The 25,747-nt window shown below is 71.6% G+C and carries 17 protein-coding genes; 4 read left to right on the top strand and 13 right to left on the bottom strand.

The features are described from left to right. Nucleotides 1-44 precede the first annotated feature (44 nt). A complete protein-coding gene (locus tag POL25_RS01170; RefSeq protein ID WP_272083857.1) occupies nucleotides 45-1,925 on the top strand; it encodes a serine/threonine protein kinase in 1,881 nt (626 codons plus the stop codon). A 92-nt stretch (nucleotides 1,926-2,017) separates the two neighbouring features. Here the strand turns inward: POL25_RS01170 and POL25_RS01165 are convergent, their stop codons facing one another. From POL25_RS01165 to POL25_RS01120, 10 genes are all read right to left on the bottom strand, one after another. After that, nucleotides 2,018-4,642, bottom strand: a complete 2,625-nt coding sequence (locus tag POL25_RS01165; RefSeq protein ID WP_272083855.1) for a VIT domain-containing protein — start codon at nucleotides 4,640-4,642, stop codon at nucleotides 2,018-2,020. 312 nt (nucleotides 4,643-4,954) lie between these two features. Then, nucleotides 4,955-6,754 carry a Na(+)/H(+) antiporter subunit D gene (locus POL25_RS01160; RefSeq protein WP_272083854.1) on the bottom strand — a complete coding sequence of 600 codons (1,800 nt, stop codon included), beginning with the start codon at nucleotides 6,752-6,754 and terminating at the stop codon, nucleotides 4,955-4,957. Further along, nucleotides 6,747-6,992: a hypothetical protein gene (locus tag POL25_RS01155; RefSeq protein WP_272083852.1), complete on the bottom strand. Its 246-nt coding sequence runs from the start codon at nucleotides 6,990-6,992 to the stop codon at nucleotides 6,747-6,749. Before POL25_RS01155 ends, POL25_RS01160 begins: the two co-directional genes overlap by 8 nt. Further along, a complete protein-coding gene (locus tag POL25_RS01150; protein ID WP_272083850.1) occupies nucleotides 6,989-8,563 on the bottom strand; it encodes a proton-conducting transporter transmembrane domain-containing protein in 1,575 nt (524 codons plus the stop codon). Before POL25_RS01150 ends, POL25_RS01155 begins: the two co-directional genes overlap by 4 nt. Then, nucleotides 8,560-10,080 (bottom strand): monovalent cation/H+ antiporter subunit D family protein, encoded by a 1,521-nt coding sequence (locus tag POL25_RS01145; RefSeq protein ID WP_272083848.1) that lies wholly within the window; start codon nucleotides 10,078-10,080, stop codon nucleotides 8,560-8,562. Before POL25_RS01145 ends, POL25_RS01150 begins: the two co-directional genes overlap by 4 nt. Further along, complete coding sequence (locus POL25_RS01140; RefSeq protein WP_272083847.1) at nucleotides 10,073-10,531, bottom strand: cation:proton antiporter subunit C; 459 nt, start codon at nucleotides 10,529-10,531, stop codon at nucleotides 10,073-10,075. Before POL25_RS01140 ends, POL25_RS01145 begins: the two co-directional genes overlap by 8 nt. Further along, a complete protein-coding gene (locus POL25_RS01135) occupies nucleotides 10,528-11,736 on the bottom strand; it encodes a Na(+)/H(+) antiporter subunit B (protein WP_272083846.1) in 1,209 nt (402 codons plus the stop codon). The genes POL25_RS01140 and POL25_RS01135 overlap by 4 nt, the downstream gene beginning before the upstream one ends. Beyond that, nucleotides 11,733-12,044: a monovalent cation/H(+) antiporter subunit G gene (gene mnhG / locus POL25_RS01130; protein ID WP_272083844.1), complete on the bottom strand. Its 312-nt coding sequence runs from the start codon at nucleotides 12,042-12,044 to the stop codon at nucleotides 11,733-11,735. Before mnhG ends, POL25_RS01135 begins: the two co-directional genes overlap by 4 nt. Nucleotides 12,045-12,046: 2 nt before the next feature. Further along, a complete protein-coding gene (locus POL25_RS01125) occupies nucleotides 12,047-12,310 on the bottom strand; it encodes an MrpF/PhaF family protein (protein WP_272083843.1) in 264 nt (87 codons plus the stop codon). Continuing rightward, nucleotides 12,310-12,786: a Na+/H+ antiporter subunit E gene (locus POL25_RS01120; protein WP_272083842.1), complete on the bottom strand. Its 477-nt coding sequence runs from the start codon at nucleotides 12,784-12,786 to the stop codon at nucleotides 12,310-12,312. The genes POL25_RS01125 and POL25_RS01120 overlap by 1 nt, the downstream gene beginning before the upstream one ends. A 188-nt stretch (nucleotides 12,787-12,974) precedes the next feature. Between POL25_RS01120 and POL25_RS44090 the strand changes: the two genes are divergently transcribed. From POL25_RS44090 to POL25_RS01105, 3 genes are read left to right on the top strand one after another with little or no spacing between them, the layout of a single operon-like run. Next, nucleotides 12,975-15,626, top strand: a complete 2,652-nt coding sequence (locus POL25_RS44090) for an endonuclease MutS2 (RefSeq protein WP_272083840.1) — start codon at nucleotides 12,975-12,977, stop codon at nucleotides 15,624-15,626. Further along, a complete protein-coding gene (gene sppA, locus POL25_RS01110) occupies nucleotides 15,626-18,355 on the top strand; it encodes a signal peptide peptidase SppA (protein ID WP_272087229.1) in 2,730 nt (909 codons plus the stop codon). Before POL25_RS44090 ends, sppA (POL25_RS01110) begins: the two co-directional genes overlap by 1 nt. Nucleotides 18,356-18,413: 58 nt before the next feature. Beyond that, nucleotides 18,414-19,139: a TerB family tellurite resistance protein gene (locus tag POL25_RS01105; protein ID WP_272083839.1), complete on the top strand. Its 726-nt coding sequence runs from the start codon at nucleotides 18,414-18,416 to the stop codon at nucleotides 19,137-19,139. Between the two features lie 117 nt (nucleotides 19,140-19,256). Here the strand turns inward: POL25_RS01105 and POL25_RS01100 are convergent, their stop codons facing one another. The 3 genes from POL25_RS01100 to POL25_RS01090 all read right to left on the bottom strand — a co-directional run bounded on the left by POL25_RS01100 (nucleotide 19,257) and on the right by POL25_RS01090 (nucleotide 25,715). Beyond that, a complete protein-coding gene (locus POL25_RS01100) occupies nucleotides 19,257-22,193 on the bottom strand; it encodes a M16 family metallopeptidase (protein WP_272083838.1) in 2,937 nt (978 codons plus the stop codon). Between the two features lie 337 nt (nucleotides 22,194-22,530). Continuing rightward, entirely contained in the window at nucleotides 22,531-25,296 is a 2,766-nt protein-coding gene (gene sppA / locus POL25_RS44085) for a signal peptide peptidase SppA (RefSeq protein ID WP_272083837.1), read from the bottom strand. Then, entirely contained in the window at nucleotides 25,293-25,715 is a 423-nt protein-coding gene (locus POL25_RS01090; protein WP_272083835.1) for a co-chaperone GroES, read from the bottom strand. Before POL25_RS01090 ends, sppA (POL25_RS44085) begins: the two co-directional genes overlap by 4 nt. Nucleotides 25,716-25,747: the final 32 nt, after the last annotated feature.

Here is a 25,747-nt window from a genome sequence, read left to right as displayed (position 1 = left end):
CTTGGGGGCCCGGCGCTGCAGCGCCGGGCAAGCAAGTTCGAATCATGGCGGATATCGAGAACGACGGCCTGCTCAGCAACCCCAACAGGGCGATGGTTTCGCCGCGCGAGGCCGCGGAGCAGCGCTGGGGCACGATGATCGCGCACCGCTATCGCGTCGAGGAGCTGCTCTCCTTCGACGAGATGGGGGCGCTGTACCGGGCACGCGACACCGAGCGCGGGGCCCCCTGCGCCCTGCGCATCCTGCCCGAGATCTACGCGCGCGACCCCGAGATCCGCGACCGCTTCCTGCGCGACGCCGAGGCGGCGCAGGTGCTGCAACACCCCAACATCATCGAGGTGTTCAGCACCGGCAAGCTCGACGACGGCGGCGTGTACTCGGTGATGCAGCTGCTCGACGGGCAGAACCTGCGCGCCGTGCTCGACGAGGAGAAGCGCATCTCGGCCGGGCGGGCGGTCCACATCGCCAGCCAGGTGTGCCGCGCGCTGGGGACCGCCCACGACATGGGCATCATCCACCGCGACCTCAAGCCGAGCAACATCGTCCTCGTCACCGAGGACGGCGAGCTCGACGTCGTCAAGGTGCTGGACTTCGGCGTCTGCTCGCACATGGACAGCGAGCGCTCGGGCGTGTCGACGATCGACAAGCTCGTGGGGTCGACGGCCTACATGGCGCCGGAGCAGGCGGCCGGCGAGGAGGCCGACCCGGTCTCCGACATCTACGCGCTCGGCACGGTGCTGTTCGAGATGCTGACCGGGCGGCTGCCGTACACCGGCCGCAACGACTACGACATCATGATGAAGAAGGGCCGCCAGGAGGCCCCGCGTGTCGACGACCTGGTGCGCGACGTGCCGGCCGCGCTGGCGGACCTCGTGGCGCGTTGCCTGGCGCCCCGGCCCGACAACCGGATCCGCTCGATGCGGGTGCTCGAGGTCGACCTCCTGCGCTCGCTCGACCCGGCGGCGCCGCGGGCCGCTCGCTCGTCGTCTGGCGATTCGGACAGGTCCGAAAGGTCAGCCGCGACGTCGCTCAGCTCGGGCTCGCTGCTGCCGCCGAGCGAGCCGATCGCCGCGGCGTCGCACCCCAACATGCTGCTGGCGAGCGCGTCGATGAGCGCGCCGCGGCCGACCGCGGAGCCGCGGCTGGTCGCGCCGCCGCCGGTCAAGGAGCACCCGCACGCGTGGCTGTGGCTGGTCGGCGCCGGCACCATCGCGGTGGTGCTGGTGCTGTTCGGGCCGCGCCTGTTCGGCGGCGAGGCCAAGCCGCCGAGCGAGGGGCCGGCGGTCTTGACGGGGGTCACGCAGGACGTCGACGACTCGACGCCGGCCGAGCCGCCGAAGCCGCTCGACCTGGCGATCCCGCAGGCGGTCGACAACGCCGGCGACCCGCTGGTCCTGGCCGGACGCGCCGACCTGGCGCTCAGCGAGGGCCGCTTCTGTCAGCCCTCCGGCGAGTGCGTGCGCGACTACCTGGCCGCGCTGCGGGAGATCGATCCGAAGCACGAGGCGATCGAGCGGCTCACCAAGAAGATCCCGTCGGCCGCGCTCGACACCGGCCGCAAGGCGCTGACCGACAAGCGCTTCCACGACGCGGGTCAGGTGTTCCGCTGCGTGCAGGCGCTGGCCCCCGAGACCCCCGGGGTCAAGGAGCTGCTGGCCGAGGCGCTGATCGGCGAGGGCAAGATCCTGCGGCTGATGAAGGCCTGGGACGAGCTGGCGGCCCTGCTCGAGGAGTACGAGAAGCTCGGGGTCAAGCCCGGCTTCGACCCGCTGGTGCTCAAGGGCCAGGGCATGGCCGGCAAGGGCCGCTGGCAGGAGGCGGTCGACGCCTACGCCGCCGCGGCCAAGATGCGCTCGAACGACAAGGACGTGAAGAAGGCGCTCGACGAGGCCAAGCGGCAGCTCAAGGCGGCCGGCGGCAAGTAGCGCTGCGGGTACCATGAAGGGACATGCTCCTCGGAGCATGTCCCTTGGTTTATGTCCGTACGGACATGCTCGATCGGGCATGTCCTCGGGAGCTAGAAGCGCATCCACACGCCGAGGTCGATCTCGATGGTGGTTCCGGGGCTGACGACGCCGCGGACCCGCGGGTAGACCTTCTGGCGCAGGCAGGCGGTGAGGCCCGGGCTGAGCGGCGAGCGGCCCTTGACCTCCATGCGCGCGAGGCCGCCGGCGGCGGTGAGGTGGACGACGAGCACGAACCGGCGGTGGACGCGGTAGGTGGTGTCGCCGGCGTCGAGGAAACACAGCGCGAGCGACTCGGCGTCGGCGCGCAGGAGGGCGCGCAGGCGGACGGCCTCGGCGTCGCTGGCCCCGCTGACGGCGCCGATGCGGGCGCGGGCGTACGGCTCGACGCCGGCGAAGCCGCGGCCGGGGTTGCCCAGGGCCTCCGAGGGCGGGGCGCCGAAGGTCGCGAGGTCGCCGCGCTGAGCGTCGATGACGTAGCGCGCCTCGGCGGCCGTGGTCCCGCCGAGGCGGATGCCCGCGGCGTCGCGGCTGGCGGTGGGTGCCAGTTCGACGACGGCCGTGAAGTCGCGGTTGGTGCCGCCGACCGGGATGTAGCGGACCTGATCGGAGCGGAGCCTGGTGACCTGGGCGTTGTCCGTGCCGGCGACCGTTTCGACCGGCTGGACGACCTCGGCGGCGAGGCCCTCGACGCGGCGCGTGCGATCGACGGCGACCAGGCTGGTGTAGGCGGTGACGAGGTGGTGCTGCAGGCCGAGCTGCAAGATCGATCGCCGGGCCTGCTGCGCGTCCTCGGCCGATCCGGCGGTGGCGCGCGCGAGGTCGAGGGCGCCGATCTGCTCGCGGGCCCACAGGCGCGCGAGGGTGCGGCCCGATTCGTCGCTGCGCACGACCTCGATCGGGAAGCTGACGGAGCGCTCGCCGACGCGGGCGCGCAGGCGCAGCTCGGCCGGCGGGGCGCCCTCGTAGCGGCCGTGCACGACCAGCGGATGGCTGGCCAAAAGGTCAGGTGGCAGCGAGACCGAGAGGTCGCGCGGCGCGAGGCTGCCCCAGTCGATGGTGACGCCGGTGAGCACGGGGGCGTCGATGGTGCGCTCGATGACCTGGCCGGCGCGCGCGAGGTCGGCGGGGCGGCGCACGTGCAGCGCGGCGCCGTCGCCGGCCCTGGAGATCGCGGCGATCAGGTGGCTGTTGGGCGCGTCGCCGATGCCGACGCCGAACACGCGGGCGCGGCGATGGTGGGCGCGCTGGCGCTCGAGCAGGTCGTGCGCGGCGCGAGCGATCGCGTCCTCCTCGCTGATGTAGCCGTCGGTCATGAGGAAGACGTAGCGGTGACGGCCAGCCTCGACCGGGCTGGCGAGCGCGGCGTCGACGGCCGCGAGCATCTCGGTGCCGCCGCCGGCGCCGAGGCTGTCGACGAACTCGACGGCCTGGGCCAGGTTCTCGGCGTTGGCCGGCCGCGGCGCGCCGAACAGGCGCCGGGAGCTGCCGGCGAAGGTGATGACGTCGAAGGTGTCGACCGGCCGGGCGCGCGCGAGGGCCTCGCGCATGGCGGCCTTGGCGAGCGCGAGCGGGGCGCCCGACATCGAGCCGGACACGTCGACGACGAACAGCAGCTCGCGGCGGCCGACGGCGGCTTCGACGTCGAGGCGCGGCGGATCGACGACGAGCAGGAAGTGGCCGCCCGAGGCGCCGTCGGCTGGCCCGAGGAACAGCTTGGCGGCCGGCTGGGCGGCGGCGCTGCGGTAGCGCAGGACGAAATCGCGGTTGGGGATCTCGTCGCGGCGGGCGAGGGCGACGCGGAGGTGGCCGTCGGTCGCGTCGGCGGTGACGACGTGCGCGGGTGCGGCCCAGGCGACGATCGGGGTGGCGGCCTCGGCGACGACAGAGATCGAGAGGTCGTGCCCGGTCCGCAGGCCGCGGCCGAGCACGGGCGGGGAGACCCGCGAGGCGTCGGGGACGCGGTCGGTGTCGGAGCGGGTGCCGCTGCCCTCGCTGCGGCGCGCGAGCGGATCGCCGGGGAGGTAGCGCGGGCCGACGACGGTGGGGAACACGAACTCGTACTCGCCGGCGTCGTAGCTCAGGGTCTGCAGGTAGCGCAGCTCGACCTCGACGGTCTCGCCCGACGGGATGTTGGCGAGCGACTGGGTGAAGACGTTGGGCCGCTCCTGCTCGAGCAGCGCGGCGGTGTGGCCGGCGTCGCGGGCCGCGGTGTACTCGGCCCGCGCCTGGGCGCGCTCGCGGATCTCGGCCTCGATCGTGCGCGCGCCGACGATCATGCGCATGTCGGTGACGGCGCTGTTCTCGGGCAAGGGGAAGGTGTAGACGGCGTCGAGCGCGGCGGCGTTGTCGTTGACGAAGCGCTGGCGGACGACGACCTCGGCGACGGGGCCGCGCAGGTGGGCGCGCACGTCGGTGTTGCGCAGGGGCAAGGCGACGCCGGCGTGCATGAGCTGCGGGAGCGCGCCCGGGTCGGTGTAGACGACGTCGCGGACTTCACCGTCGGCGAGGGCGACGGGCGGGGGCTCGGGTCGCGCTTCGGCGGCGCGCACGGGGACCTCGAGCTGCTGCCAGTCGGGCTCGGGCAAGAGCTCGGGGTAGGCGAGCGGGGTGGTCGCGGAGCGACTGCACGCGAGGAGGATGCCGAGGCCGAACAGCGCAGACAGCCGGATCGTCATGATCCCGGTGTAGCGCGAGCGGCCCGTGCATGGCCCCGACTGCGATCGGACGATGTCATGACGTGGATGTCCTCGAAGACATGTCGTAAAGAGCATGTCCTTCAAGACATTCTCGATGAGACATGTCCACAGGGGTGCATGGCGTCGAGCAATCGCCGGCGACGCGGAGCGCCGGACCTGCGGGCGCGTACGCTCTCAATGTGGCCCGGGGCGCCGTGCCCAGGCTCGGGCGCCGATCGGACCTCGAACGTGCGACGGGCCGCGGAACCTGGAGGTTCGCGCGGCCCGCGGGCGGCGTGCGGACGGGTCCGCTCAGACGGCGATGTAGCCGAGCACCAGGAAGGCGAACAGGAAGCCGGTGATCACGACCATGGCGCCGCCGAGGCCCCACTCCTTGAACATGGCCGACTCCTGCGGCGGCGAGTAGACCAGGTCCTTGACCATCTGCGGCATGTGGCCGAACAGGTAGTCGAACAGCTCACGGAAGGCGAGCACGACGGGGCGCACGAGGTGCTTCCACACGCCGGGGAACAGGCGGCGGTAGAACCAGTCGGCGTCGAGGGTGATCGTCAGCGTGCGCTTGAGGACCGGGAGCAGGGCGAAGAACGCCAGGCCCGAGAACAGCAGCAGCTGCAGCTGGTTGATGACGTGCGGGACGGTGTAGGGCGCGTAGAGGGTCTCGCCCGCGGCGGCCGGGAACGGCAGGATGCTGTAGAGCGGGCCGTAGACGCCGGGGACGCCGAGGAGGATGCAGACGGCGGCGAAGAAGATCATCGCCGCGCGCATGTTCCACGGCGGGTCCGGCGGGCGCAGGCCCGAGTCTTTCTGGAAGAACACGAACCACGGGAACTTGATGCCGGCGTGCAGGAACACGCCCGCCGAGGCCGCGGTCAGCGTGAACCACGCGAGCGCGAGGTGCTGGTCGGCGGCGGCCTGGTTGATCATCGACTTGGTGACGAAGCCCGAGGTCAGCGGGAACGACGAGATCGCCAGGGCGCCGATGATGCCGCACGTCATCGTGATCGGCATCGAGTGATAGAGGCCGCCGAGGTCGGTGCACTTGCGCTTGCCGGTCATGTAGAGGACCGAGCCGGCCGACATCAGCAGCAGCGCCTTGTAGACGATGTGGGCGAAGGCGTGGGCGGCGGCGCCGTTGAGCGCCATGGCGGTGCCGATGCCGATCCCGCAGACCATGAACCCGACCTGGTTGACGATCGAGTAGGCGAGGATCCGCCGCATGTCGTTCTCGAGGATGGCGTAGACGATGCCGTACACCGCCATCAACAGGCCGACGTAGATCAGCAGCTGGGTGCCGGCGAACAGCAGCATGAGCACGTAGACGGCCGTCTTGGTGGTGAAGGCCGACAGGAACACGGTGCCGCTCTCGGACGCCTCCGGGTAGGCGTCGGCCAGCCACGAGCCGAGCGGCGGGGCGGCGGCGTTGACGAGGATGCCGAGCAGGATCAACCAGGCGGCGGCGTCACCTGCCCCGAAGGACAGGCCCTCGAAGCCGGCGGCGCCGAAGAAGAAGTGGTGCAGCGCCAGCGGGTCGGCCACGCCGGCGGCCTGGAGCGCGAACACCTTGGCGAGGATGCCGGCCATCAGCAGCACGCCGCCGACGAAGTGGACCAGGGCGTAGCGGTAGCCGGCGCGCCCGGCCTCCTTGGTGCCGGCGCTCCAGATCACGGTGGTCGAGCCGACCGCCATGAGCTCCCAGAACACGAACAGGCTGAGGATGTCGCCGGCGAAGGTGACGCAGATGGCCGAGCCGGCGTAGACGAAGGCCGCGGGCAGCTCGACGCGCCAGCGCCGGCCGCGTTCGCTGTCGAGGCCGGCGATCGGGTGGGCGAACAGGGCCCCGGCGAAGGCCATCACCGCGAAGATGGTGGCGAACACGCGGGTCGGCGGATTGAAGGCCAGGACCGTGAGGTCGTACTGGCCCATGAACGGGAGCGTGACAACGAGGTCGTGGGGGATGGCCCAGATCGCGGCCAGCGTCAGCAGCGGCAGCAGCAGCGCGACGGCCGGGCCGAGCCCGCGCAGCAGCGGCAGCAGGAGACCGCCGAGGACCAGGATGAGGCCCGGAGGAGGCAAGCCGACCGACTCAGTCATCGTAGAAGGTGTCCTTCCGCTTCAAGAGCAGGCCGACGACGAACTTGGACACCAGGACCATGACGGCGCACACGCCGAAGCCGTACCAGGTGTAGAAGCCGAACGCGCCGTCGATGCCGAAGTGAGCGTGGTGGTGTGGGTCCTGCCTGGCCCAAAAGTCAGCCAGCACCAGCAGGGCCAGCACGGCGAGCGAACCAATCCACAACTTGCGAATCGTCTGCGGGTCTTCGAGGCTCATGGCAGGCCGCTCCGGAGCTGGTTCGCCAGGCCGATGGCGAGGTCGCTATAGAAGAAGAAGGCGATGGTGGCGAGCGCCGTGCACGACAGGGCGACGACGATCGGCCACGGGGCCTCGCCGTGGTCGCCGGCGTGGTGGCCGTGGTGGTCGCCGTCGTCGCCGAAGTGCCCGTCGGCCGAGGAGTGGTGCGCGTCGTCGTGCTTGGCCTCGGCGACGAAGAAGGCGCGATAGACGATCGGCAGGAAGTAGGCGGCGTTGAGCAGGGTCGACAGGACGACGACGACCAGCACGAACGGGGCATCGGTCTCCCAGGTGGCCTGCAGCAGGTACCACTTGCTGACGAAGCCGGCCGTCGGCGGCAGGCCGATCATCGACAGCGCGCCGATGGTGAACGCGCCCATGGTGAACGGCATGCGCCGGCCGATGCCGTCGAGCTGGCTGATCTCGGTCTTGTGCGCGGCGGTGTAGATCGAGCCGGCGGCGAAGAACAGGGTGATCTTGCCGAACGCGTGGGCGGCGATGTGCAGCGCCGCGGCCGTGATCGACAGCGGCGACAGCAGGGCGGCGGCGATGATGACGTAGCTGAGCTGACTGACGGTGGAGTAGGCCAGCCGCCGCTTGAGGTTGTCCTGGAACAGGGCGATGCAGGACGCGATCAGGATGGTCGCGCCAGCCACGTAGATCAGCCACGAGCCGACGCCGTAGCGCACCAGCACGGCCGGACCGAACACGTAGACGATTACCTTGAGGACGGTGAAGACGCCGGCCTTCACCACCGCCACCGCGTGCAGCAGCGCCGACACCGGGGTCGGCGCGACCATGGCGGCCGGCAGCCAGCGGTGCACCGGCATCAAAGCCGCCTTGCCGATGCCGTACATGTACAGGACGAAGAGAATTCCCAAGGTGGGCGCGGTGAGACTTCCGTCGGCCAGCGCGCGCCTGAACACGCCACCTGGCCGGAAGGTCATGTCACCGTCGGTGAACGCGTAGGTGGCGATGATGCCGGACAGCAGGAAGCAGACCGAGGTGACGACGAGGATCCCGAGGTAGGTGCGGGCCGAGCGGATGGCCTCGGCCGAGCCCTTGTGGGCCACCAGCGGGTAGGTGGTCAGGGTCAGCGCCTCGTAGAACACGAACAGGGTGAACAGGTTGCCGGCGAAGGCGAGGCCGATGACGCTGGCGATCGCCAGGGCGAAGCACACGTAGAACCGGGTCTGGTTCTTCTCGTGGTTGCCGCGCATGTAGCCGATCGAATAGATCGAGTTGAGGATCCACAGGCTGCTGGCGATCAGCGCGAACAGCATGCCGAGCGGCTCGACCTTGAGCTCGAGCCACACGCCGGGCAGCACCTCGGCGAGCTTGAGCGCCGGCGCCTTGGCGAAGCTGGCCCAGAAGTCGTCGGCGAGCACCGCCGGGGCCATGCCGCCGACCACCCACAGCAGCGCGCCGGCGGTCAGCAGGGTGACGAGCTCGCGCAGGTTGGGCCAGCGGCCCGCGAGCGAGATCAGCAGGGCGCCGAGCAGCGGGATGTAGAGCGCCAGCAGCGGCGGGCTCACGTCGAAGTGGATCATGGGGCCCCTCCGAGCAGGCTCTTGGCGGCCCGCATGCTGATGTCGCCGGTGAAGGTGGCGGACACGCCGAAGTACACGCTGGCGCCGATGAGGATCCACATCGGCAGGACCATCGAAAGCGGCGCCTCGGTGACGAGGGCGCTGTCGCCCTCGGGCTCCTGGAAGTACGCGGCCTCGACCACGCGCCAGGTGTAGGCGACGGCCAGCAGCGAGCCGACCAGGACGACGGCGGCGACCGGCCACATGTGCGGGGCCTCGAGCGCGCCCTGCACGAGGTACCACTTCGAGATGAAGCCGGCCGTCAGCGGGAAGCCGACCAGGCCGAGGCCGCCGGCCACGAACGCGGCCATCGTCAGCGGCATGCGCTTGCCGAGGCCGCGCACGGCCCGCAGGTCGCAGCGGCCGAGGCGGTACATGATCGCGCCGGCGGCCATGAACATGCCGCCCTTCATCACCGCGTGGTTGAAGATGTGGACGACCGAGCCGGCGACGCCGTTGACGTTGGCGAGCGAGAAGCCGGCGACGATGTAGCCGAGCTGACCGACCGAGGAGTAGGCCAGCATGCGCTTCAGGTTGGTCTGGCGCACCGCGGTGACGCCGGTGACGAGGATGCCGGTGCAGGCGGCGACGCTGAGGACCACGTTGGCCGGCATGGCGACGAACGAGAAGCCGACGCCGAAGATCGTAAACAGGAACCGGAAGGCCATGTAGATGCCGACCTTCGTCGCCGTGGCCGACAGCAGGGCGCTGACGGCCGAGGGCGCGTAGGTGTAGGCCTTCGGCAGCCACATGTGCAGCGGGAACAGGGCCATCTTCATGCCCAGGCCGACCAGCAGGAACGCGAACGCGACCAGGACCGTGCGGTTGTGGACCGCGTCGGGCAGGGCCGCCAGGCGGTCGTGCATGTCCTCCATGTTGAGCGTGCCGGTGACCATCATCAGGTAACCGATGCCGAGGAGGATGAAGCTGGCGCCGACCGAGCCGAGGATCAGGTAGCGCAGGCTGGCGGTGAGCGCCTGGCGGTTCATGTCCTTGCCCATGGCGATCAGCGCGTACACGGTGAGCGAGCTGATCTCGAGCAGGACGTAGACGTTGAAGGCGTCGCCGGTGACCGTGATGCCCAAAAGGCCGCAGATCGCCAGGATCCACACCGCGTAGAAGAAGTTGTGGCGGTCCTGCGGGATCTCCTTCTCGACGCTCTTCTGGGCGTACAGCGTGGTGACGAAGCCGACGCCGGCGACCGTGAGCAGGATGAAGGCGTTGAGCGCGTCGACCCGGTACTCGATGCCCCACTGGCGCGGCCAGTTGCCGAGCTCGTAGGAGATGGTACCTGTCTTTGCGGCCAGGACCTGCTGCATCAGCAGGACGGTGAAGTAGAACACCAGCCCGGTGATGAGGGTGGCCCACGCCCACGGGCCCTTGCCGCGGCCCATGACGATCGTGAGCACGCCGCCGATCAGCGGCACGGTGACGACCAGGACCGGGAGGTTGGGGACGATCTCGAACGCATCAAGCATGGTGATGCCCCTCTTGCCGGTGCTCGACGTCGTCGGCGGCGTCGGTGACCTGGCCGCGCTGGTAGTCGGCGCGCTTGTCGGCCTGGTCCATCGCCTCGATCTCGTCGTACTCGATGGTGCCGTAGGCGCGCTTGATGTTGATGATGAGCGCCAGCGCGACCGCGAGGACGCTGACGCTGACGACGATGGCCGTCAGGATCAGGACGTGCGGCAGCGGGTTGTCGTAGGGGCCCTCGTACTTCTGGGCCCCGTCGAGGATGGTGGTCCACACCGGCGCGGTGCCGCCGTCGACCACCGCCATCGAGATGTAGTAGAGGAAGATCCCCGTCTGGAACAGGCCCAGCGCGATCGCCTGCTTGATCAGGTTGGGCTTGGCGATGACGCCGTAGAGCCCGATCATCATCAACAGGACGTAGATCCAGTAGTTGTAGATCCCGAGGGCACCGGTCACGTGGAGCGCTCCTCCGCGAGCTGATTGAAGATCGTGAGCATGACCATGCTGACGGTGAGGCCGACGCCGTACTCGACGAGGGTCATGCCCAGCGACTCGCCGTCGCCGGGCACCGCCGGGTTCAGCATCGAGTAGTCGAGGAACTTGCCGCCGAGCAGCATGCAGGCGGCGCCCGTGCCGCTGTAGATCAGCACGCCGACGCCGGTGAGGATGTCGCTGACCGGCGGCGGGACCACGCGGTAGAGCGCGGCGCGGCCGAAGATCAGCGCGTACAGGATGAACGCGGTCGCCAGCACCACGCCGCCCTGGAAGCCGCCGCCGGGGCCGAGCTCGCCGTGGGTGATGACGTAGAAGCCGAAGATCAGGATGAAGGGGATCGACAGCTTGGTGACGACGCGGAGGATGACCTGGTCGCTCAGCGCCGCGCCGGGCTGCAGGTAGCCCTCGCGCCGCGGCCGTCGCAGCAGCAGGATCAGGCTGATGCCGGCGGTGAAGATGACCGTGGTCTCGAACATGGTGTCGTAGCCGCGGTAGGCCGCGAGCAGCGAGGTGACCGAGTTCGGGACGTGGCCGTTGAAGTCGTCGGGCGGGTGGAGGTGGTGGCCCTCTTCCGCATGAGGTTCATGCGCCGCGCGCACCTGCGGGACCATCAGGCCCTCGGTCTGCAGGATCGACTTCTCGCGCCAGGCGGTGTCCTTGGGGTCGTCCGGGATGGGCCCGGTGACGCGGCCGTCGAACCGGCGGTAGCGGTCGAGGTCGAAGCCCTCGGGCGGCTTCTGCTTGCCGGGCGTGCCGTTCACGAAGCCGACGGTCTGGGCCATCATCTCCGGCACGCGGTAGTGGTGGATCGGCGCCGCCGGGTCGCCGAAGCGCGGCATGTCGAGGGTGCCGTAGATCAGCGCGGCGCCGGTCAGGGCGGTGAAGATCAGGGCCGGGACGTGCAGCCGCTTCTTGATCGGCTTCTCTTCGCGGCCGACGTGGACCAGCGTGCCGATCAGGAGGATCGTCGAGATGCCGCCGCCGACGGCCGCCTCGGTGAACGAGACGTCCATCGAGTGCATGTTGACCCACACCAGCGCCATCAAGAGGCTGTAGATGCCGGTGAGGATCGCGGAGGCGTACAGGCTGCGGACCTCGATGATCGCCACCGCGGTGGCGGTGACGAGCAGGAGCAGCAGGGTGTCGATGAGGACGACGGCGTTCACTGCGGGCCTCCTCGCGTCCACGGGCGCAGGCCGTCGAGGTGGGCGGCGCGGGTGATGGCGAAGGTGGCGGTCGGCGCGACGATCAAAAGGATGAAGGCGACCAGCATCAGCTTGATCTGCGTCAGCACGTCGGGCGTGACGAACACGAGGCCCAGCAGCATGAGCACCTGCGCCAGCGAGTCGGTCTTGCCGGCCGCGTGCAAGCGGGCGTAGAAGTCGGGGAACTTGAGGACGCCGTAGGAGCCGGAGAAGCTGATGACGCAGCCGAGCGCGAGCAGGACGGTGCAGACGACTTCGTTCCAGTGCATGGCTAGTCGAGCCGACCTTTCTCGATGTACTTGAGGATGGCGATCGTGGTGATGAAGGTGATCAGCGCGTAGATGATCGCCATGTCGATGAACTCGGTCCGGCCGCTGATGTAACCGAGCAGGATCACGAACACGATCGTCTTGGTGCCGATCGCGTTGGTGGCGAGGATCGTGTCGTAGACCGTCGGCCCCGCCAGCGCGCGGTAGAGGAGCATGAAGGCGCCGACGATCAGGACGACGGCGGTGATCAGGTAGACCGTGGACATCAACCGCCCTCCAGGCGCTTGCAGCGGCGCTCCATGTCGCCGTCGATCAGGCCGTCCTCGCCCTCCTTGGTGAGCGAGAGGACCAGCATCTCGGTCTCGGTGACCTCCATCGTCACCGTGCCGGGCGTGAGCGTGATCGAGTTGGCGTAGGTGACGGTGACGAAGCCGGCCCGCGTGCCGTGGCGGATCCGGGTGAGGCGTGGATCGATGGCCAGCTCGCTGGACCAGATCCGCTTCAGCACGTCCCAGTTGGCGAGGATGACCTGCCAGGCGATGTAGGGCACATACAGCAGCAGTCCGACGTAGTAGCGCGCGGGGGCGCCCTCGTCGTCGATGAGCCCCATCCGGCTCGCCATCCAGCACACGAAGGCGATGCAGAGCACGCCGCAGGTGATGAGGAAGCCGTTGTGGAACTGTCCGGACAGCAGCGCCCAGTAACCGGCCAGGAGGATGACAAGCGATAAGGCGCGCATCATCGGGTAACGTACCCTATCCCGTTTGCGCCATGCGTGCCTAGTCGAAAATTCGCCACGCGCAACACGTGACGGCCGAGACAGAGACGCGCGGGCGCGCGTGCGCCGGCGGGCGATTTCAGGCGCGGCGTGTTCGCAGGCGGCGCGCGCTCGGAAGTCCCCGGCGCGGGAACGGGGCATAATCCGCGGCCGTGAACGGCCCGGAGAATTCGCGAACCACCAAGACCGGGACGAGCTCGCCGAGCAGCCGCTCGGTGCTCGTTCACCTCGGCTGGCCGCTCCTGTGCGAGCGCCTCGCCGAACACCTGCGCACGCCGATGGCCCGCTCGCTGCTGCAGGCCGAGGTCGCGGCGGAGCTGGCCCGCAAGCCGTACGAAGCCGACGCGGCGCCGGTGCTGCGGCGGACCTCCGAACCGGCGCAGGTGCGAACCCTGCTGTCCGAGCAGGACGGGCTGCAGGCGCTCCTGGCCGTGCAGGCGTCCCTGGCCCGCGAGTCGGGCGGCCCCGGCAATTTGGCGGACGCTCTGGGGGCACTGAGCGACATCTCCGACGCGGTCATGCGCGCGAGCCGCGGCGTGATGCTGCTGCCCGCGGAACTGCTCGCAGCCCTGCGCCAGTTGCAGGCGGTGAAGCTGTGCGTGGATCTGAACGCGGCGGTCGCGGCCGAGCGGGGCTACGCGAGCGATCCCGGGGTGCTCACGCTGGCGACCCGGCTCGGGGAGCTCCACCCCCAGCGCGAGCTGGCCGGCGCGCTCGGCCGATCGATCGCGCCCGACGGCCCGGAGGGCGAGCCGTGGGTGGTCGACGGCGCCAGCCCCGGGCTGCAAAAGGCGCGGCAGCGGGTCCGCGAGCTCAAGGCGTCGCTCATGAAGGCGGCGAGTCGCCTGGTCAAACAGTCAGGTGTGGCCGAGGTGCTGCAGGACTCGTACTACACCGAGCGCGAGGGCCGGATCGTGCTGCCGGTCCGCGCCGACGCGTTCACGCGCCGCGGCTCGCTGACCGGCATCATCCACGACAGCAGCGCGACCGGGCAGACGCTGTTCGTCGAGCCGAGCGAGTTGATGGAGGAGAACAACTCGCTGCGCGCGGCGCAGATGCAAGCGGCGGCGGAGGAGCGGCGAGTGCTCGAGCAGCTGAGCCGCAGCGTCGGGATCGCGGCGGCCCAGCTGCGCGCCAATCAACAGCAGCTGATCGCGCTCGACGCCATCCACGCGCGGCTGCGCTTCGCCGACGCGTACCACGGGCTGGCGCCCGAGGTCGGGGCGGCGCGCGCGAGCGAGGACGAGGCGGCGATGGACCGCTTCGAGCTGATCGGCGCGCGCCACCCGTTGATGGTGCTGTCGGGCGTCGAGGTGGTGCCGAACGACATCCTGCTCGAGCTCGGGTCGGCGCTGGTGATCAGCGGGCCGAACGCGGGCGGCAAGACGGTCGCGCTCAAGACGCTGGGGCTGTGCGCCCTGATGGCGCAGGCGGGGCTGCGGCTGCCGACGCGGCGACCGGCGCGGCTGCCCCTGGTGCGGGCGATCGTGACGGACGTCGGCGACGACCAGTCGATCGCGGCCAACCTCAGCACGTTCTCGGCGCACATGCAGCACGTGTGCGCGGCGCTGGCGTCGGCGCAGGTCGAGCACGGCGGGACGCTGGTGCTGCTCGACGAGATCGCGGTCGGCACCGATCCGGAGCAGGGCGCGGCGCTGGCCGAGGCGATCCTGCTGGCGCTGACGGAGCACGGGGCGTCGGTGGTGACGACGACCCACTACGAGCGGCTCAAGCTGCTGGCGCAGCGGTTCCCCGGGCGCTTCATCAACGCGTCGGTGGGCTTCGATCTCGAGAAGTTGATGCCGACGTTCCGCCTGCTGATCGGGGTGCCGGGGCCGTCGAGCGCGCTGACGGTGGCGCGCCGCCTGGGGCTGCCGGAGCCGGTGCTGCAGGTGGCGCAGGGGCTGATGGACGAGGGCCGGCTGCGGGTCGACCAACTGCTTCAGGAGGTGGTGGCGGAGCGCGACCGGCTGATCACGACGCGGCTGGAGGTCGACCGCGAGCGGGACGAGCTGCGCCGGCGCAACCAGGAGGTGGCCAGGCGCGAGGCGGCGGCGCTCGAGCAGGCCAAGAGCCGCAAGCAAAAGGCGTACGACGCGGCGTCGGCGGAGCTGCGGGCGCTGCACGCCGAGGTGGCCGATCTGCGCAAGCAGGTGCGCAAGGCCGAGAAGGAGGGCAAGCTCGACGTGGCGCTGGAGGCGGCCAAGGGCGGGCTGCAGGCCGGGCGCGGGCAATTGGCGGAGCGGCGCGAGCCGGCCCCGAAGGCCCCGGGCGAGCCGCCGGTGCAGCTGGTGCCGGGCGAGCGGGTGATGGTGGTGTCGCTCGGCAAGCAGGGCGAGGTGCTGGCGGTGCAGGGCGAGCGCGCGGTGGTCCAGGTCGAGGCGCTGAAGACGACGGTGCCGCTGACGGAGCTGCGCTCGCTGCGGACTCCGACGCGCACGCGGGCGAAGGTGAAGCCGGGCGTGGCGGCGCCGGTGCGCCGGTGGGAGGTGCCGGAGCCGCTGCCTTCGACGGCGAGCAAGCACTTCGGGGAGTCGGCGGCGGCGATCGAGGTCGGCATCGACAACAGCGTGGATGTCCGCGGGGCGCGGGCCGAGGACGCGCTGCGGACGATCGATCGCTTCCTCGACGAGGCGATGCAGAAGGACCTCGAGGTGGTGGTGGTGATCCACGGCCACGGCACCGGGGCCCTGCGCAAGGCGGTGCGCGAGTACCTGGCCGAGCAGCCGTTCATCCACCGCAAGCGCCCGGGCCTGCAGCGCGAGGGCGGCGAGGGCGTGACCGTGGTATGGGTTCAGCCGTGATGGCCGCTCGTGCTCGCTCGGTGGTTTACGGTGGTCCTGCGGGCGCGACGTCGCGGCGTCGCCGGGCCGTGGGCGTGTGCGCGCTGGGGGCCTTCGCGCTGGCGACGTCGGCCCACGCGGCCCCGCCGGAGCCGGCGCCGTTCGGGGCGGGCGAGGGCCGCTCACTGCTGCGCGACATCGACATGCCGCAGAGCCACGTGGCCGGCGAGATCGACGCGGCGGCGGTGGCGGTCAACCCGGCGGCGATGGGGTTCCTGCGCGGGTTCAGCGGGGTGCTGGCGGGCAACTACACGCGGGCGACGTCGCAGCGGCGCGGCGGCGGCTTCGGGGTGTTCGTGGCGGTGCCGCTGCAGCTCAAGCTGTTCGGGCAGAAGCTCGCCGACACCTTCCTGTCCCTCGGGGCAGGTTATCAGCGGCTGTGCCCGTTCGGCTGCGGGCGCCTGCCGAGCCAGGACTCCGTCGAGTGGTACCGCGACGACTGGTACCCGGCCGACCTCGACTACAACAAGCTGACGCTGGCAGCCGCGGTGCCGCTGATGCGCTGGGCCCCGGGGCTGTCGCTCGGCATCAGCTACGCGCGCACGTGGTCGGAGCGCAACCTCTACGCGCAGCGGCTGCACCAGGCCGAGCTGTCGCTGGCCTATCGCCCGAGCCGCTACGTGGCGCTCGGGTTGGTGGCGCGGGCGATCAACACGCCGCGCGCGGGCCAGGACCTGCGAATCCCCGAGCCGCCGCGGCCGGGCATCCTCGATCGCCGCCAGCCGTTCGAGCTCGACGCCGAGGTGGCGGTGCGGCCGATCAAGGGCTCGCGCGCGCTCGAGCTCGGGGTCGGGGCGCGGGTGGTGCCGCTGCCGAACGCCGACCCGCGGTTCCATACGCCGGTGCTGGCGCCGCGCGGGCGGATCGCGGCCGGCGGCGCGGCGTGGCGGCTGTTCGGCGAGGTCGAGCGCTACTACGTCAACACCGTCGGCCAGCGCGAGGCCACCGACGCGCTGCGGGCGATGGTCGGGCTCGAGCTCGACTTTACCCACGTCGGCGTGGCGGCAGCGCCGGTGCTCGGGCCGAACGGGGCCGACGGCTTCGGGGCGCAGGGCGGGGCGTTCAAGCTGCGGGCGTCGGCCGAGCGCTATGCGACGCTGGCCCAGGCGCCGCTCGAGGCGCTGCGCTTCGACGTCGATCGCTACGCCGGCGACCGCGGGGCGGGCAGGCTGGTCGACGCGCTCGACAAGGCGTCGGAGCAGCGACAGGGCCGCGCCGTGGTGGCGCTCGAGGTCGACGGCTCGGGCAACGGGTGGGGCGAGATCGAGGAGATCCGCGAGGCGATGCTGCGGGTGCGGGCGCGCGGCGGCAAGGTAGCGGTGTACCTGCGCGGGGCGGGGCTGAAGGATTACTTCCTGGCGACCGCGGCCGACCGGGTGATCCTGCACCCGGGGGCGCGGCTGTCGATCGTCGGCATGCGCTCGGAGGTGTTCTACTACGCGGAGCTGCTCGGGCGCCTCGGGGCCAAGGCCGAGTTCGTGCGGGCGTACGAGTACAAGTCGCGGCCCGAGCAGTGGGAGCGCACGGGGCCGACGCCGGAGTCGGACGCGCAGCGGCGGCTGCTGCTGACCGACATCTGGAACCACGTGGTGCGGACGGTGGCGCAGAACCGCAAGACCACGCCGGAGCAGGTGGTGCAGTGGATCGACACGGCGCCGCACACGGCCGAGCAGGCGCTGCGAGCCGGGATGATCGACGCGATCGGCTACGCCGACGAGCTCGAGGGCGAGCTGGAGAAGTGGCTGGCGCGCAAGGTGACGCTGCGGGCCCCGAGCGCGCTGCCGGTGCATGACATGTCCTTCGGGCCAGGTCCGGCGATCGCGGTGGTCCACGTCGAGGGCACCATCAGCGACGGCGCGAGCCTGACGGTCCCGATCGTCGGCAGCGTGCTGGCCGGCGGCGACACGCTGGTGCGGGCGATCGATCGCCTGCGCGAGGACCGGCGGGTCAAGGCGGTGGTGGTGCGCATCGACAGCCCGGGCGGGTCGGTGGCGGCGTCGGACGACATGGCGCGCGCGCTCGACCGGGTGGCGAAGATCAAGCCGGTCGTGATCTCGTTCGGCGACGTGGCGGCGTCCGGCGGCTACTACGTGGCGACCGCGGGCAGCTACATCTTCGCCGACGCGACCACCAAGACCGGCAGCATCGGCGTGTTCCGCCCGAAGGTCGACGTGTCGGGCGTGCTCGAGAAGTTCGGGGTCAAGGTCGAGTCGGTCGACTACGGCGCGCGCGGCGGGCTCTACACGTGGTTCAAGCCGTACAGCGAGGACGAGCGGGCGGCGGCCCAGGCCGGCGTCGACGCCAGCTACCGGGAGTTCACGGCGCGGGTGGCGAAGGCGCGCAAGCTGACGCCGGAGCAGGTCGACGCGCTGGCCCGCGGACGGGTGTGGAGCGGGGTGCGGGCGCGCGAGCTCGGCCTCGTCGACGCGTACGGCGGGCTGCGCGAGGCCGTGGCCTACGCCCGCGAGCGGGCCGCGCTGAAGCCGGGTGAGGGCGAGGTGCGCCACGTGCCGGCGCCGCCGACCCTCGGCGACCAGATCAGCGCGCTCTTCGGGCTCAAGCTGCCGTCGCCGCTCGGCCTGGGGGAGTCGGCGATGGTGTGGGTGCTGCGCCGGCTCCCGCCGAGCCTGTGGCTGTCGGAGCATCCCAGCGAGCTGGCCCTGGCAGAGGAGACGATCGAGGTCGAGTAGCCCGGCCGCCCCTCCGGTCGATCTGTTGTACCCTGCGGGCAGGCGAAAGAGAGGCAAGGTGGCGCTCACTTCCGAGCAAGAATGGATTCTGGTGGGCTGCGGGCTCATCGCCCACGCCGACGAGATCCTCGACATCGGCGAGTGGGACGAAGTGTTGCGTTACGTCGGCTCGACCCTGAGCGAGCAGGATCAGATGGTGTGGATGGAGATCCTGTCGCGCCAGGAGCAGCTCGAGCGCCGCTTCCACGACCTGGCGCCCCTGACCGACGAGTCCCGGTTCGAGGACGTGCTGCGCCGCTGCTGGCAGATGGCGCTGGCCGACGGCACCGGCTCGGACGTCGAGGCGACCGTGCACGACCGCATCGCCCGCCGCCTCGGGGTCGACCTCGACCACGTCGCCCAGCTGCGCGACACCTGGACCCAGCAGGCCCACCTGCGCGCCGAGCTGACCGTCGGCCTGGCGGCGATGTTCGTCAACCTCGACGGCCACCTCGATTTCCACGAGGCGATTCACTTCGACAACCTGCTCGAGCGCCTGCCGATCCCGGTCGGCCGCCGCGTCGAGCTGTCCGAGCTGCTGCACAAGCCGCCGACCCTGGACTCGCTGGTCGAGCGCCTGCTGACGCTGGACCTCGAGGAGCGGGTCAAGGCGCTGCACTCGCTGGTGCCGATCCTCCGCGCCAGCCGCCGCGGCGGCCGCGAGCGCGAGCTGTACTTCGAGCTGTCCCGCCGGGTGCTCGGCTCGCAGGCCGAGGTCGAGCAGCTGCTCGGCGGCGGGTCGTGAGCGGGTCGCGGACGCGGGCGTGACGGGCATGTCCGCGAGGGCATGCCCTTTCGTGCATGTTCGAAAAGACATGCGCTTTCGCGCAGGTCCTCGCGGACATGCCCTGGAGGACAGGCGCTAGCGGGCGTAGGGGAACAGGGCGCCGGGGGCGACGACCTGGACCTCGCCGAGGGCGCGCAGGCGCTCGAGGTCGACGCGGCGGCGGTCGCCGAGCACGCTGACGATCGCGGCCGAGCCGGCGAACTCGGCCAGGTAGCTCTGCAGGGCCGCCAGCTCGACGGTGCGGATGGTCTGCGCGGCGCCGAGGCGGGGGTCGCCGGGGTGCCCGAGGTCGAGCCACGACTGGACCCACCCGGGGCGCGAGCGCGGGGTGATGCGCTCGCTGGCGTACTCGCGCAGGAGCGCGAGGCGGGCCACGGCGACCCGGTCGGGCGCGAGCTCGGGGCGGCGCAGCAGCTCCAGCATCAGCTCGAGGGCGCCGCCGGCCTTGTCGCACTGGGTGCCGAGGCTGCCGATCAGGGCGGCGTCGTCGCCGACGCGGTCGCCGAGGTCGAGGTGCGCGCCGGCGTGGTAGGCGAGCCCGCGGGCCTCGCGGATCTCCTGGAACGCCATGCCGCTCATGTCGCCGCCGAGCACGTGCCCGAGCAGCTCGGCGCGCGGGCGGTCGCCGGCGGGCTGCGGCCCGCGCGGCAGGACGATGTCGATGCGGGCCTGGGCGACGTCCTTGTGGAGGAAGTAGATCGTCGGCGCGGCGACGCTGCGGTAGCGCAGCGGCGGCGGCGGGTCGACGGGCTGACCGGCGCCGAGCACCAGGGCGGCGGCGGCGGCGTCGGCCGTGCGCGGCCCGAAGTACAGGCTGACGTGGGCGGCGTCGCGGAGGGCCCGCAGCTCGGCCAGCAGCTCGGGGCCCTTGGCGCGCTTGAGCTGGCGGTCGCTCGGCCGGGTCAGCACCGGCGAGGCGTCGCCGTAGGCCGCGTAGTCGCGCAGGGCGAGCGCGAGGTCGTCGGGGTCGTCCTCCTCGTCGCGCCGGCCGCTGAGGGTGTTGGCGACCAGGTCGGCGAGCACGGCGTCGGTGAACACGGGGCCGGCCAGCCAGGCGTCGAGCAGCGCGAGGCTGGCGTCCATGTTGCGGTCGATGCCGCTGACGGTGATCTCGGTGCGGTCGGCGTCGACGTCGACGTCGATCTCGGTGCCGAGCGCGTAGAGGCGGCGCTGCAGCGCGGCTGCGTCGAGCACCTGCGCGCCGTCGCGGACGCCGCTGCGGGCCAGCAGGTCGGCGGCGTGGCCGAGCAGCGGGCGGCGGCGGGTCCCGAGGTCGTAGCGGAGGACCAGGTTGAACAGCTCGGTGCGGTGGTTGCGGGCGGCGACGAGTGGCCCACAGGACATGTCCGAACGGACATAGTCGTGGCCGGGCCGCAGGTGCTCGGCCGGCGGGTCGTCGACGGGGCGGGCCAGGACCTCGCGGGCGTAGTCGCTCTGGCGGGCCGGATCGATGGCGACCGCGGTGATCTGCGGCTTCTCGATCGCGGGCGGGGCGAAGCGGCCGCGGCGGCGCTGGACGACCACGACGTCGTCGCCGAGGTAGGTGCGGGCGACGCGGGTGAGGTCGGCCGGGGTGAGGGCCTTGAGGGCCGCGAGGCGGCCGACGTGCGCGCGCCACGGGCGGCCGCTGGTGTAGGCCTCGAGCATCTGCTCGACCCGGCGCTCGCCGTTCTCGAGGTCGTTCTGGTCGTCGATGCTGGCGTGCAGCACGGCGGCGTCGAGGTCGTCCTGGCCGATCGCGCCGTCGCGGGCGGCGTGCACGACGTCGCGCAGCAGCCGCTCGACCTCGGCCAGCGACTGGCCGTCACGGGCGACGCCGGTGAGCGCGAGGTAGCCGCCCTCGTTCATCAGGGCCCCGTAGACCTCGGCTTCGGGCAGGCGCTGCGGCAGCACCAGGCGGGTGGCCACGAGGCCGCCGACGTCGTCGCCGAGGATCCGCTCGAGCGCGCGCAGGGCCGGGTCGTCGGGGTGACCGATCGGGGCTGTCCGAAAGGCCAGGGTGACCGACTGCTCGCCGTCGGCCACGATCTCGCGGACGACGCGGCCGCGCGGGCCGGCGAGGTCGCCCGCGGCCGGCGGCGCGAGCGGGGCCGGCTGCCAGCCGGCGAAGGCCCGCTCGAGCGCCGGCAGCACGGTGGCGTCGACGTCGCCGGCGAGCAGGATCGCGGCGTTGTTGGGCAGGTAGTTGCGGCGGTGGTAGGCGACCATCTCGCCGTAAGCCGGGGTCTTGAGGTGCTCGGCGCTGCCGATGGTCGGCTGGGTGCCGTACGGGTGGCCGGGGAACAGCGCCAGGCGCATGGCCTCGTCGACGCGATCGTCGGGCGCGTCGAGGCTCATGTTCTTCTCTTCGTAGACGGCCTCGAGCTCGGGATAGAACAGGCGGAACACCGGATCGCGCAGCCGCTCGGCCTCGATCTCGGCCCAGGTGGCGAGCCGCGCCGAGGGCACGTCGGCGCTGTAGACGGTCATGTCGTCGCTGGTGAAGGCGTTGAGGTCGGTGACGCCGAGCTGGGCGTAGAGCCGATCGACCTCGTTGGGGATCGCCACGGCCGCGCCGGCCTGGGTGGCGCGATCGATGTCGGCGAGGATCTCGGCGCGCGCGGCGACGTCGGCGGTGGCGGCCAGGCGCTCGTAGAGGCCGGCGACGCTGGCGACGTGCGGGGCCTCGGCGACACCGTCGAGGGTGCCGAGCCGCGCGGTGCCCTTGAACATCATGTGCTCGAGGTAGTGCGCGAGGCCGGTCGAGTGCGCGGGGTCGTGGCGGCTGCCGGCGCGAAAGGCGATCCAGGCGGTGACCCGCGGGGCGGACCTGTCGGTGCTGAGGTAGACGGTGAGGCCGTTGCTCAGGCGATGGATGGTGACGCCGAGCGGGTCGTCCGGCAGCGCGACCGGCAACAGCTCGGGCAGCGCGGAGCCGGCGAGCAAGGCGGCGCGCTCGGGGTCGACGCTCGGGGCAGGCTCAGGCTCGGGAGCGGGGACGGGCGCAGGCGCGGGAGGTGTCTGTTCGAGCATGTTCGAAGGGGCAGGTGCGGCACGATGCGGCGGAGCGGTGGCCGCGTTGCAGGCGAAGAGGCAGAGGGCCAAACTTGCGAGGCGCGTGCTCATGCGGCGGATGCAGTGTGCGCGAGCGGCCGCGGGCGCGCCAGACGAAGGCGGTTGCGTGTGAAGGCGGCAGCAAGGTGCGGCGTGAACCCGACGCGATCGGCGCCGCGGTCGCAGAAGGCGCTCACGGGGAACCTCGCAGCGGCGAAAGGTCGCTCGTCGCGGCGGCACACGCGGTGCTCGCCACGAAGCTGCGCGATCTCGAGGCGACGCTGGTGGATCACGCGGTCACTCGCCTCGCAGGGCGTCACTCGATCGTGTGCACGACCGGCATGAGGGCGCTCGGTTGATCTTGCGGGAGGAACAGGAGGCCGAGGGGGAGGCGGGCGATCGCGGTGGTGAGGACCAGCGGGAGCGGGGGCTCGGCGTCGCGGCGGGCCTGGATCCGGCCGCGCAGGCCCTTGTCGCCGCGATCGGGGCCGAGCAGGTCGAGGACGAGCTCGAGGATGCCCTTGCGGGCCGGGACGATGCGCAGCTGGAGGTCGCGGCGCTCGCCGACGCCGCTGCGCTGGCGCACGAGGGCGACGGCCTCGCGCAGGCCGCCGAAGGCGTCGACGAGGCCGAGCTGCTTGGCGTCGGTGCCGGAGTAGACGTGGCCGCGGCCGAGGGCGTCGACCTGCTCGGGGGTCTTGCCGCGGGCGTCGGCGACGCGCTTGAGGAAGAGGTCGTAGACGCGGCGGATCGAGGCGTCCATGCGGGCGCGCTCGTCGGGGCTGTAGGGGCGGTAGAGGCCGGAGATGTCGGCGTTCTTGCCGCGCTTGAAGGTGTGGGTGGCGACGCCGAGCTTGGCGAGCAGGCCGCTCACGTCGAAGTGCAAGGAGACGACGCCGATCGAGCCGGTGAGGGTGGTGGGCTGGGCGAACACGTGGTCGGTGCCGGCGGCGACGTAGTAACCACCGCTGGCGGCGACGTCGCCCATCGAGACGACGATCGGCGGGCTCTTGCGCGGGTTCTTCTTCCACGCCTCGTGGGTGCGCGAGACCTCGCGCCAGATGACGTCGGAGGCGAGGGCGCTGCCGCCGGGGCTGTTGACGCGCAGGACGACGCCCTGACAGGCGGGGTCGTTTCGCACGGCCCGCAGCTGGGCGACGATGGTGTCGCCGCCGGTGAACTGGGTGCCGAGCAGCGGGATGGTGCGGCTCTCGCCGTCGACGATGGTGCCCTCGACGAGCACGACGGCGACGTAGGGCGCGGTCGACCAGGTCTTCGGGTCAGGTTCGGTGTCGTCGAACTGGGCGAACTTGACGCGCGCGCCGACGGCGTCGCCGATCTTCTCGACGACCTGGTCGCGGAAGACGACGGCGTCGACGAGGCCGAGCTGCTTGGCCTTGGCAGGGCCGTAGGGGGCGTCGTCGACGAGGCCCTGGACCTGGGCGATGCTGAGACCGCGGGCCTGGGCGATGTCGTGGGTGATCTGGGCGAAGGTGTCGTCGAGCAGGGCCTCGCGCTGCTCGACGTCCTTGTCGGACGGACCTGTCCGCGAGAACATCTCGTGGGCGGACTTGTACTCGTCGATGTGCAGCGCCTCGACCTGGACGCCGAGCTTGTCGAGCAGGCCGCGCAGGTAGAAGGTGGTCGAGGCGAGGCCGAAGGTGGCGAGCTCGCCGGCAGGGTGGAGGAACACCTGCTCGGCGGCGCTGGCGAGGTAGTAGTCCTTGAGCTTGGTGTCCTCGAGGTAGGCGAAGACGTGGCCGCCGGCGTTGCGGATCCGGACCAGGGCGCCGCGGATCTCCTGCAGGCTGGCCCAGCCGAGGCCGGTGCTGCGCGCGTCGACGAGCAGGATGGTGCGCGCGCCGGCCTTCTCGGCCCGCTCGAGCCGCTGCAAGAGGCCGAGCAGGTGGCGCTCGCCCTTGATCGCGGACAGGTCGACGCGCTCGACGTCGACGAGGCGCGGCCAAAACACGCGACCCTGGCGCGCGGTCGAGAAGCGGGCAGCGAGGCCGAAGCCGTCGACGCCCTCGCCGAGGCCGGCGTGCACGCCGCCGCTGACCTTCATGAAGTCCCAGGCGACCGCGAGCTGGACCGAGCCGCGCACGGCCTTGTCGGCGCGCACGAAGTTGTAGGTCGAAGGATCGAGGGTGTGGACGCGGACCTGCTCGACCTCGGCGGCGAGCTCGAGGCCCTTGTGACGCACGGCGATGCGGCCGCGCGGGAGGGCGCCGAGGTTGTCCCACTGGCTGAACCGAAGGCCAGGTTGGTCGACGCGGAAGCGGCCGCGTACGCCGCCGGCGAGCTCGAGGGTGCGGTTACCGAGCGGCCGGAGGGCGAGCTCGCCGAGGATCGAGAGCTCGCTGGCGAGGTCGCCGTAGGCCCGGAGGTCGGCGGCGCCGAAGCGAGCGACGGCGCCGATCGAGGCGTAGTTGCGGATCCGCAGCAGGAGGCCGACGTCGAGGTCGGGGGCGCGCAGGAGGCCGTCAGCCCGCAGCCAGTGCACGCCGAGGCCGAAGGCGGCGATCTTGCCGTCGCCGCCCGAGAGGGCCCACGAGATCTTGGTGGCGTCAGGGTTGCGCAGGGCGAAGGGGTCGGGATACCCGCCGCCGAAGCCGGGCCGCAGCGCCTGCACGCCGATGCCGGTGGCCATGCCGAAGCCGAGGTTGAAGCTCATGAAGCCGCCGAGGCCGCCGCCGCGCGTGAACGGGCTGATCGAGCGGTAACCCATGAACACGAAGTCGAGGCCCTTGACCGCCGAGAGCAGGGCGGGGTTGAGCTCGATGCTGCTGGCGTCACCCTCGCCGGAGTAGTCCTTGATCGGGCGCTCGACGCCGTCAGAGACGGCGCGGTCGAGGGCGCGTGGCTCCTGGGCGTGAGCTGTCCCGAAGGACAGGAGGACGCCGAGGCCGGTGAGGAGGGCGGCGCGCCGCGGGGTGGATGCAGCTGTCCCGGAGGACAGGTCCGTGGCGGGACGGCGAGGTCTTCCGGATGTCCCGAAGGACATGTCGGGCGCGCCGGCGCGCGGCGCCGCGACGGGCGCGGACAGGAGGTCGGAGGCGGGTCGCGGCGCGCGGAGCTTCACTGCAGGTGATCCTCGGAGATGATGTCGACGATGGCGAGCACGTGGCGCACGCCGAGGATCCGCAGGCTCTCGTCCCAGGGGACGGCGATGCCCTGATCCTTGGCGAAGAGGACCTGGGCGCCGACGGGGATCCCGCTGACGTTCTCGCCGAGGTCGGCCTTGATGTCGTCGTCGTCGTCGTCCTCGTCGATGACGAAGCCGGGCTTGGGCATGGTGCGCGCGACCTCGACGACCTCGGCGAGCAGGGCCTCGCTGTGGCTGTCCTTGGCGCCGGCCGGGAGGAACAGCCCGGACTCGCTGCGATCGGGGCTCTTGATCAGGCGCACGAGCACGCGCGGGCCGAGCGGTTGGATGTGCCGCGAGACGCGTCCCGGCGGGCTGCGGTCGTCGTCGGCGGGCGGCTTGCTGCGAGAGGGCATCGGCCAAGGACTCTAGCCGAGACGGCCGCGAT

The sequence above is a fragment of the Nannocystis bainbridge genome, from assembly GCF_028368995.1.
In the GTDB taxonomy this organism is placed as follows: domain Bacteria; phylum Myxococcota_A; class Polyangia; order Nannocystales; family Nannocystaceae; genus Nannocystis; species Nannocystis bainbridge.
Note: the sequence above shows the minus strand (reverse complement) of the source record. Positions and strands in the feature narration are given on the sequence as shown.

Excerpts from the sequence above, each read along its gene's own strand:
- sppA (WP_272087229.1), top strand. The coding sequence starts at position 15,626 with ATGGCCGCTCGTGCTCGCTCGGTGGTTTACGGTGGTCCTGCGGGCGCG.
- POL25_RS01155 (WP_272083852.1), bottom strand. The coding sequence starts at position 6,992 with ATGAGCCTCGAAGACCCGCAGACGATTCGCAAGTTGTGGATTGGTTCG.
- POL25_RS01090 (WP_272083835.1), bottom strand. The coding sequence starts at position 25,715 with ATGCCCTCTCGCAGCAAGCCGCCCGCCGACGACGACCGCAGCCCGCCG.
- POL25_RS01145 (WP_272083848.1), bottom strand. The coding sequence starts at position 10,080 with ATGCTTGATGCGTTCGAGATCGTCCCCAACCTCCCGGTCCTGGTCGTC.
- POL25_RS01125 (WP_272083843.1), bottom strand. The coding sequence starts at position 12,310 with ATGTCCACGGTCTACCTGATCACCGCCGTCGTCCTGATCGTCGGCGCC.
- POL25_RS01100 (WP_272083838.1), bottom strand. The coding sequence starts at position 22,193 with ATGCTCGAACAGACACCTCCCGCGCCTGCGCCCGTCCCCGCTCCCGAG.
- POL25_RS01160 (WP_272083854.1), bottom strand. The coding sequence starts at position 6,754 with ATGACTGAGTCGGTCGGCTTGCCTCCTCCGGGCCTCATCCTGGTCCTC.
- POL25_RS01165 (WP_272083855.1), bottom strand. The coding sequence starts at position 4,642 with ATGACGATCCGGCTGTCTGCGCTGTTCGGCCTCGGCATCCTCCTCGCG.
- mnhG (WP_272083844.1), bottom strand. The coding sequence starts at position 12,044 with ATGCACTGGAACGAAGTCGTCTGCACCGTCCTGCTCGCGCTCGGCTGC.
- POL25_RS01120 (WP_272083842.1), bottom strand. The coding sequence starts at position 12,786 with ATGATGCGCGCCTTATCGCTTGTCATCCTCCTGGCCGGTTACTGGGCG.
- POL25_RS01170 (WP_272083857.1), top strand. The coding sequence starts at position 45 with ATGGCGGATATCGAGAACGACGGCCTGCTCAGCAACCCCAACAGGGCG.
- POL25_RS01150 (WP_272083850.1), bottom strand. The coding sequence starts at position 8,563 with ATGATCCACTTCGACGTGAGCCCGCCGCTGCTGGCGCTCTACATCCCG.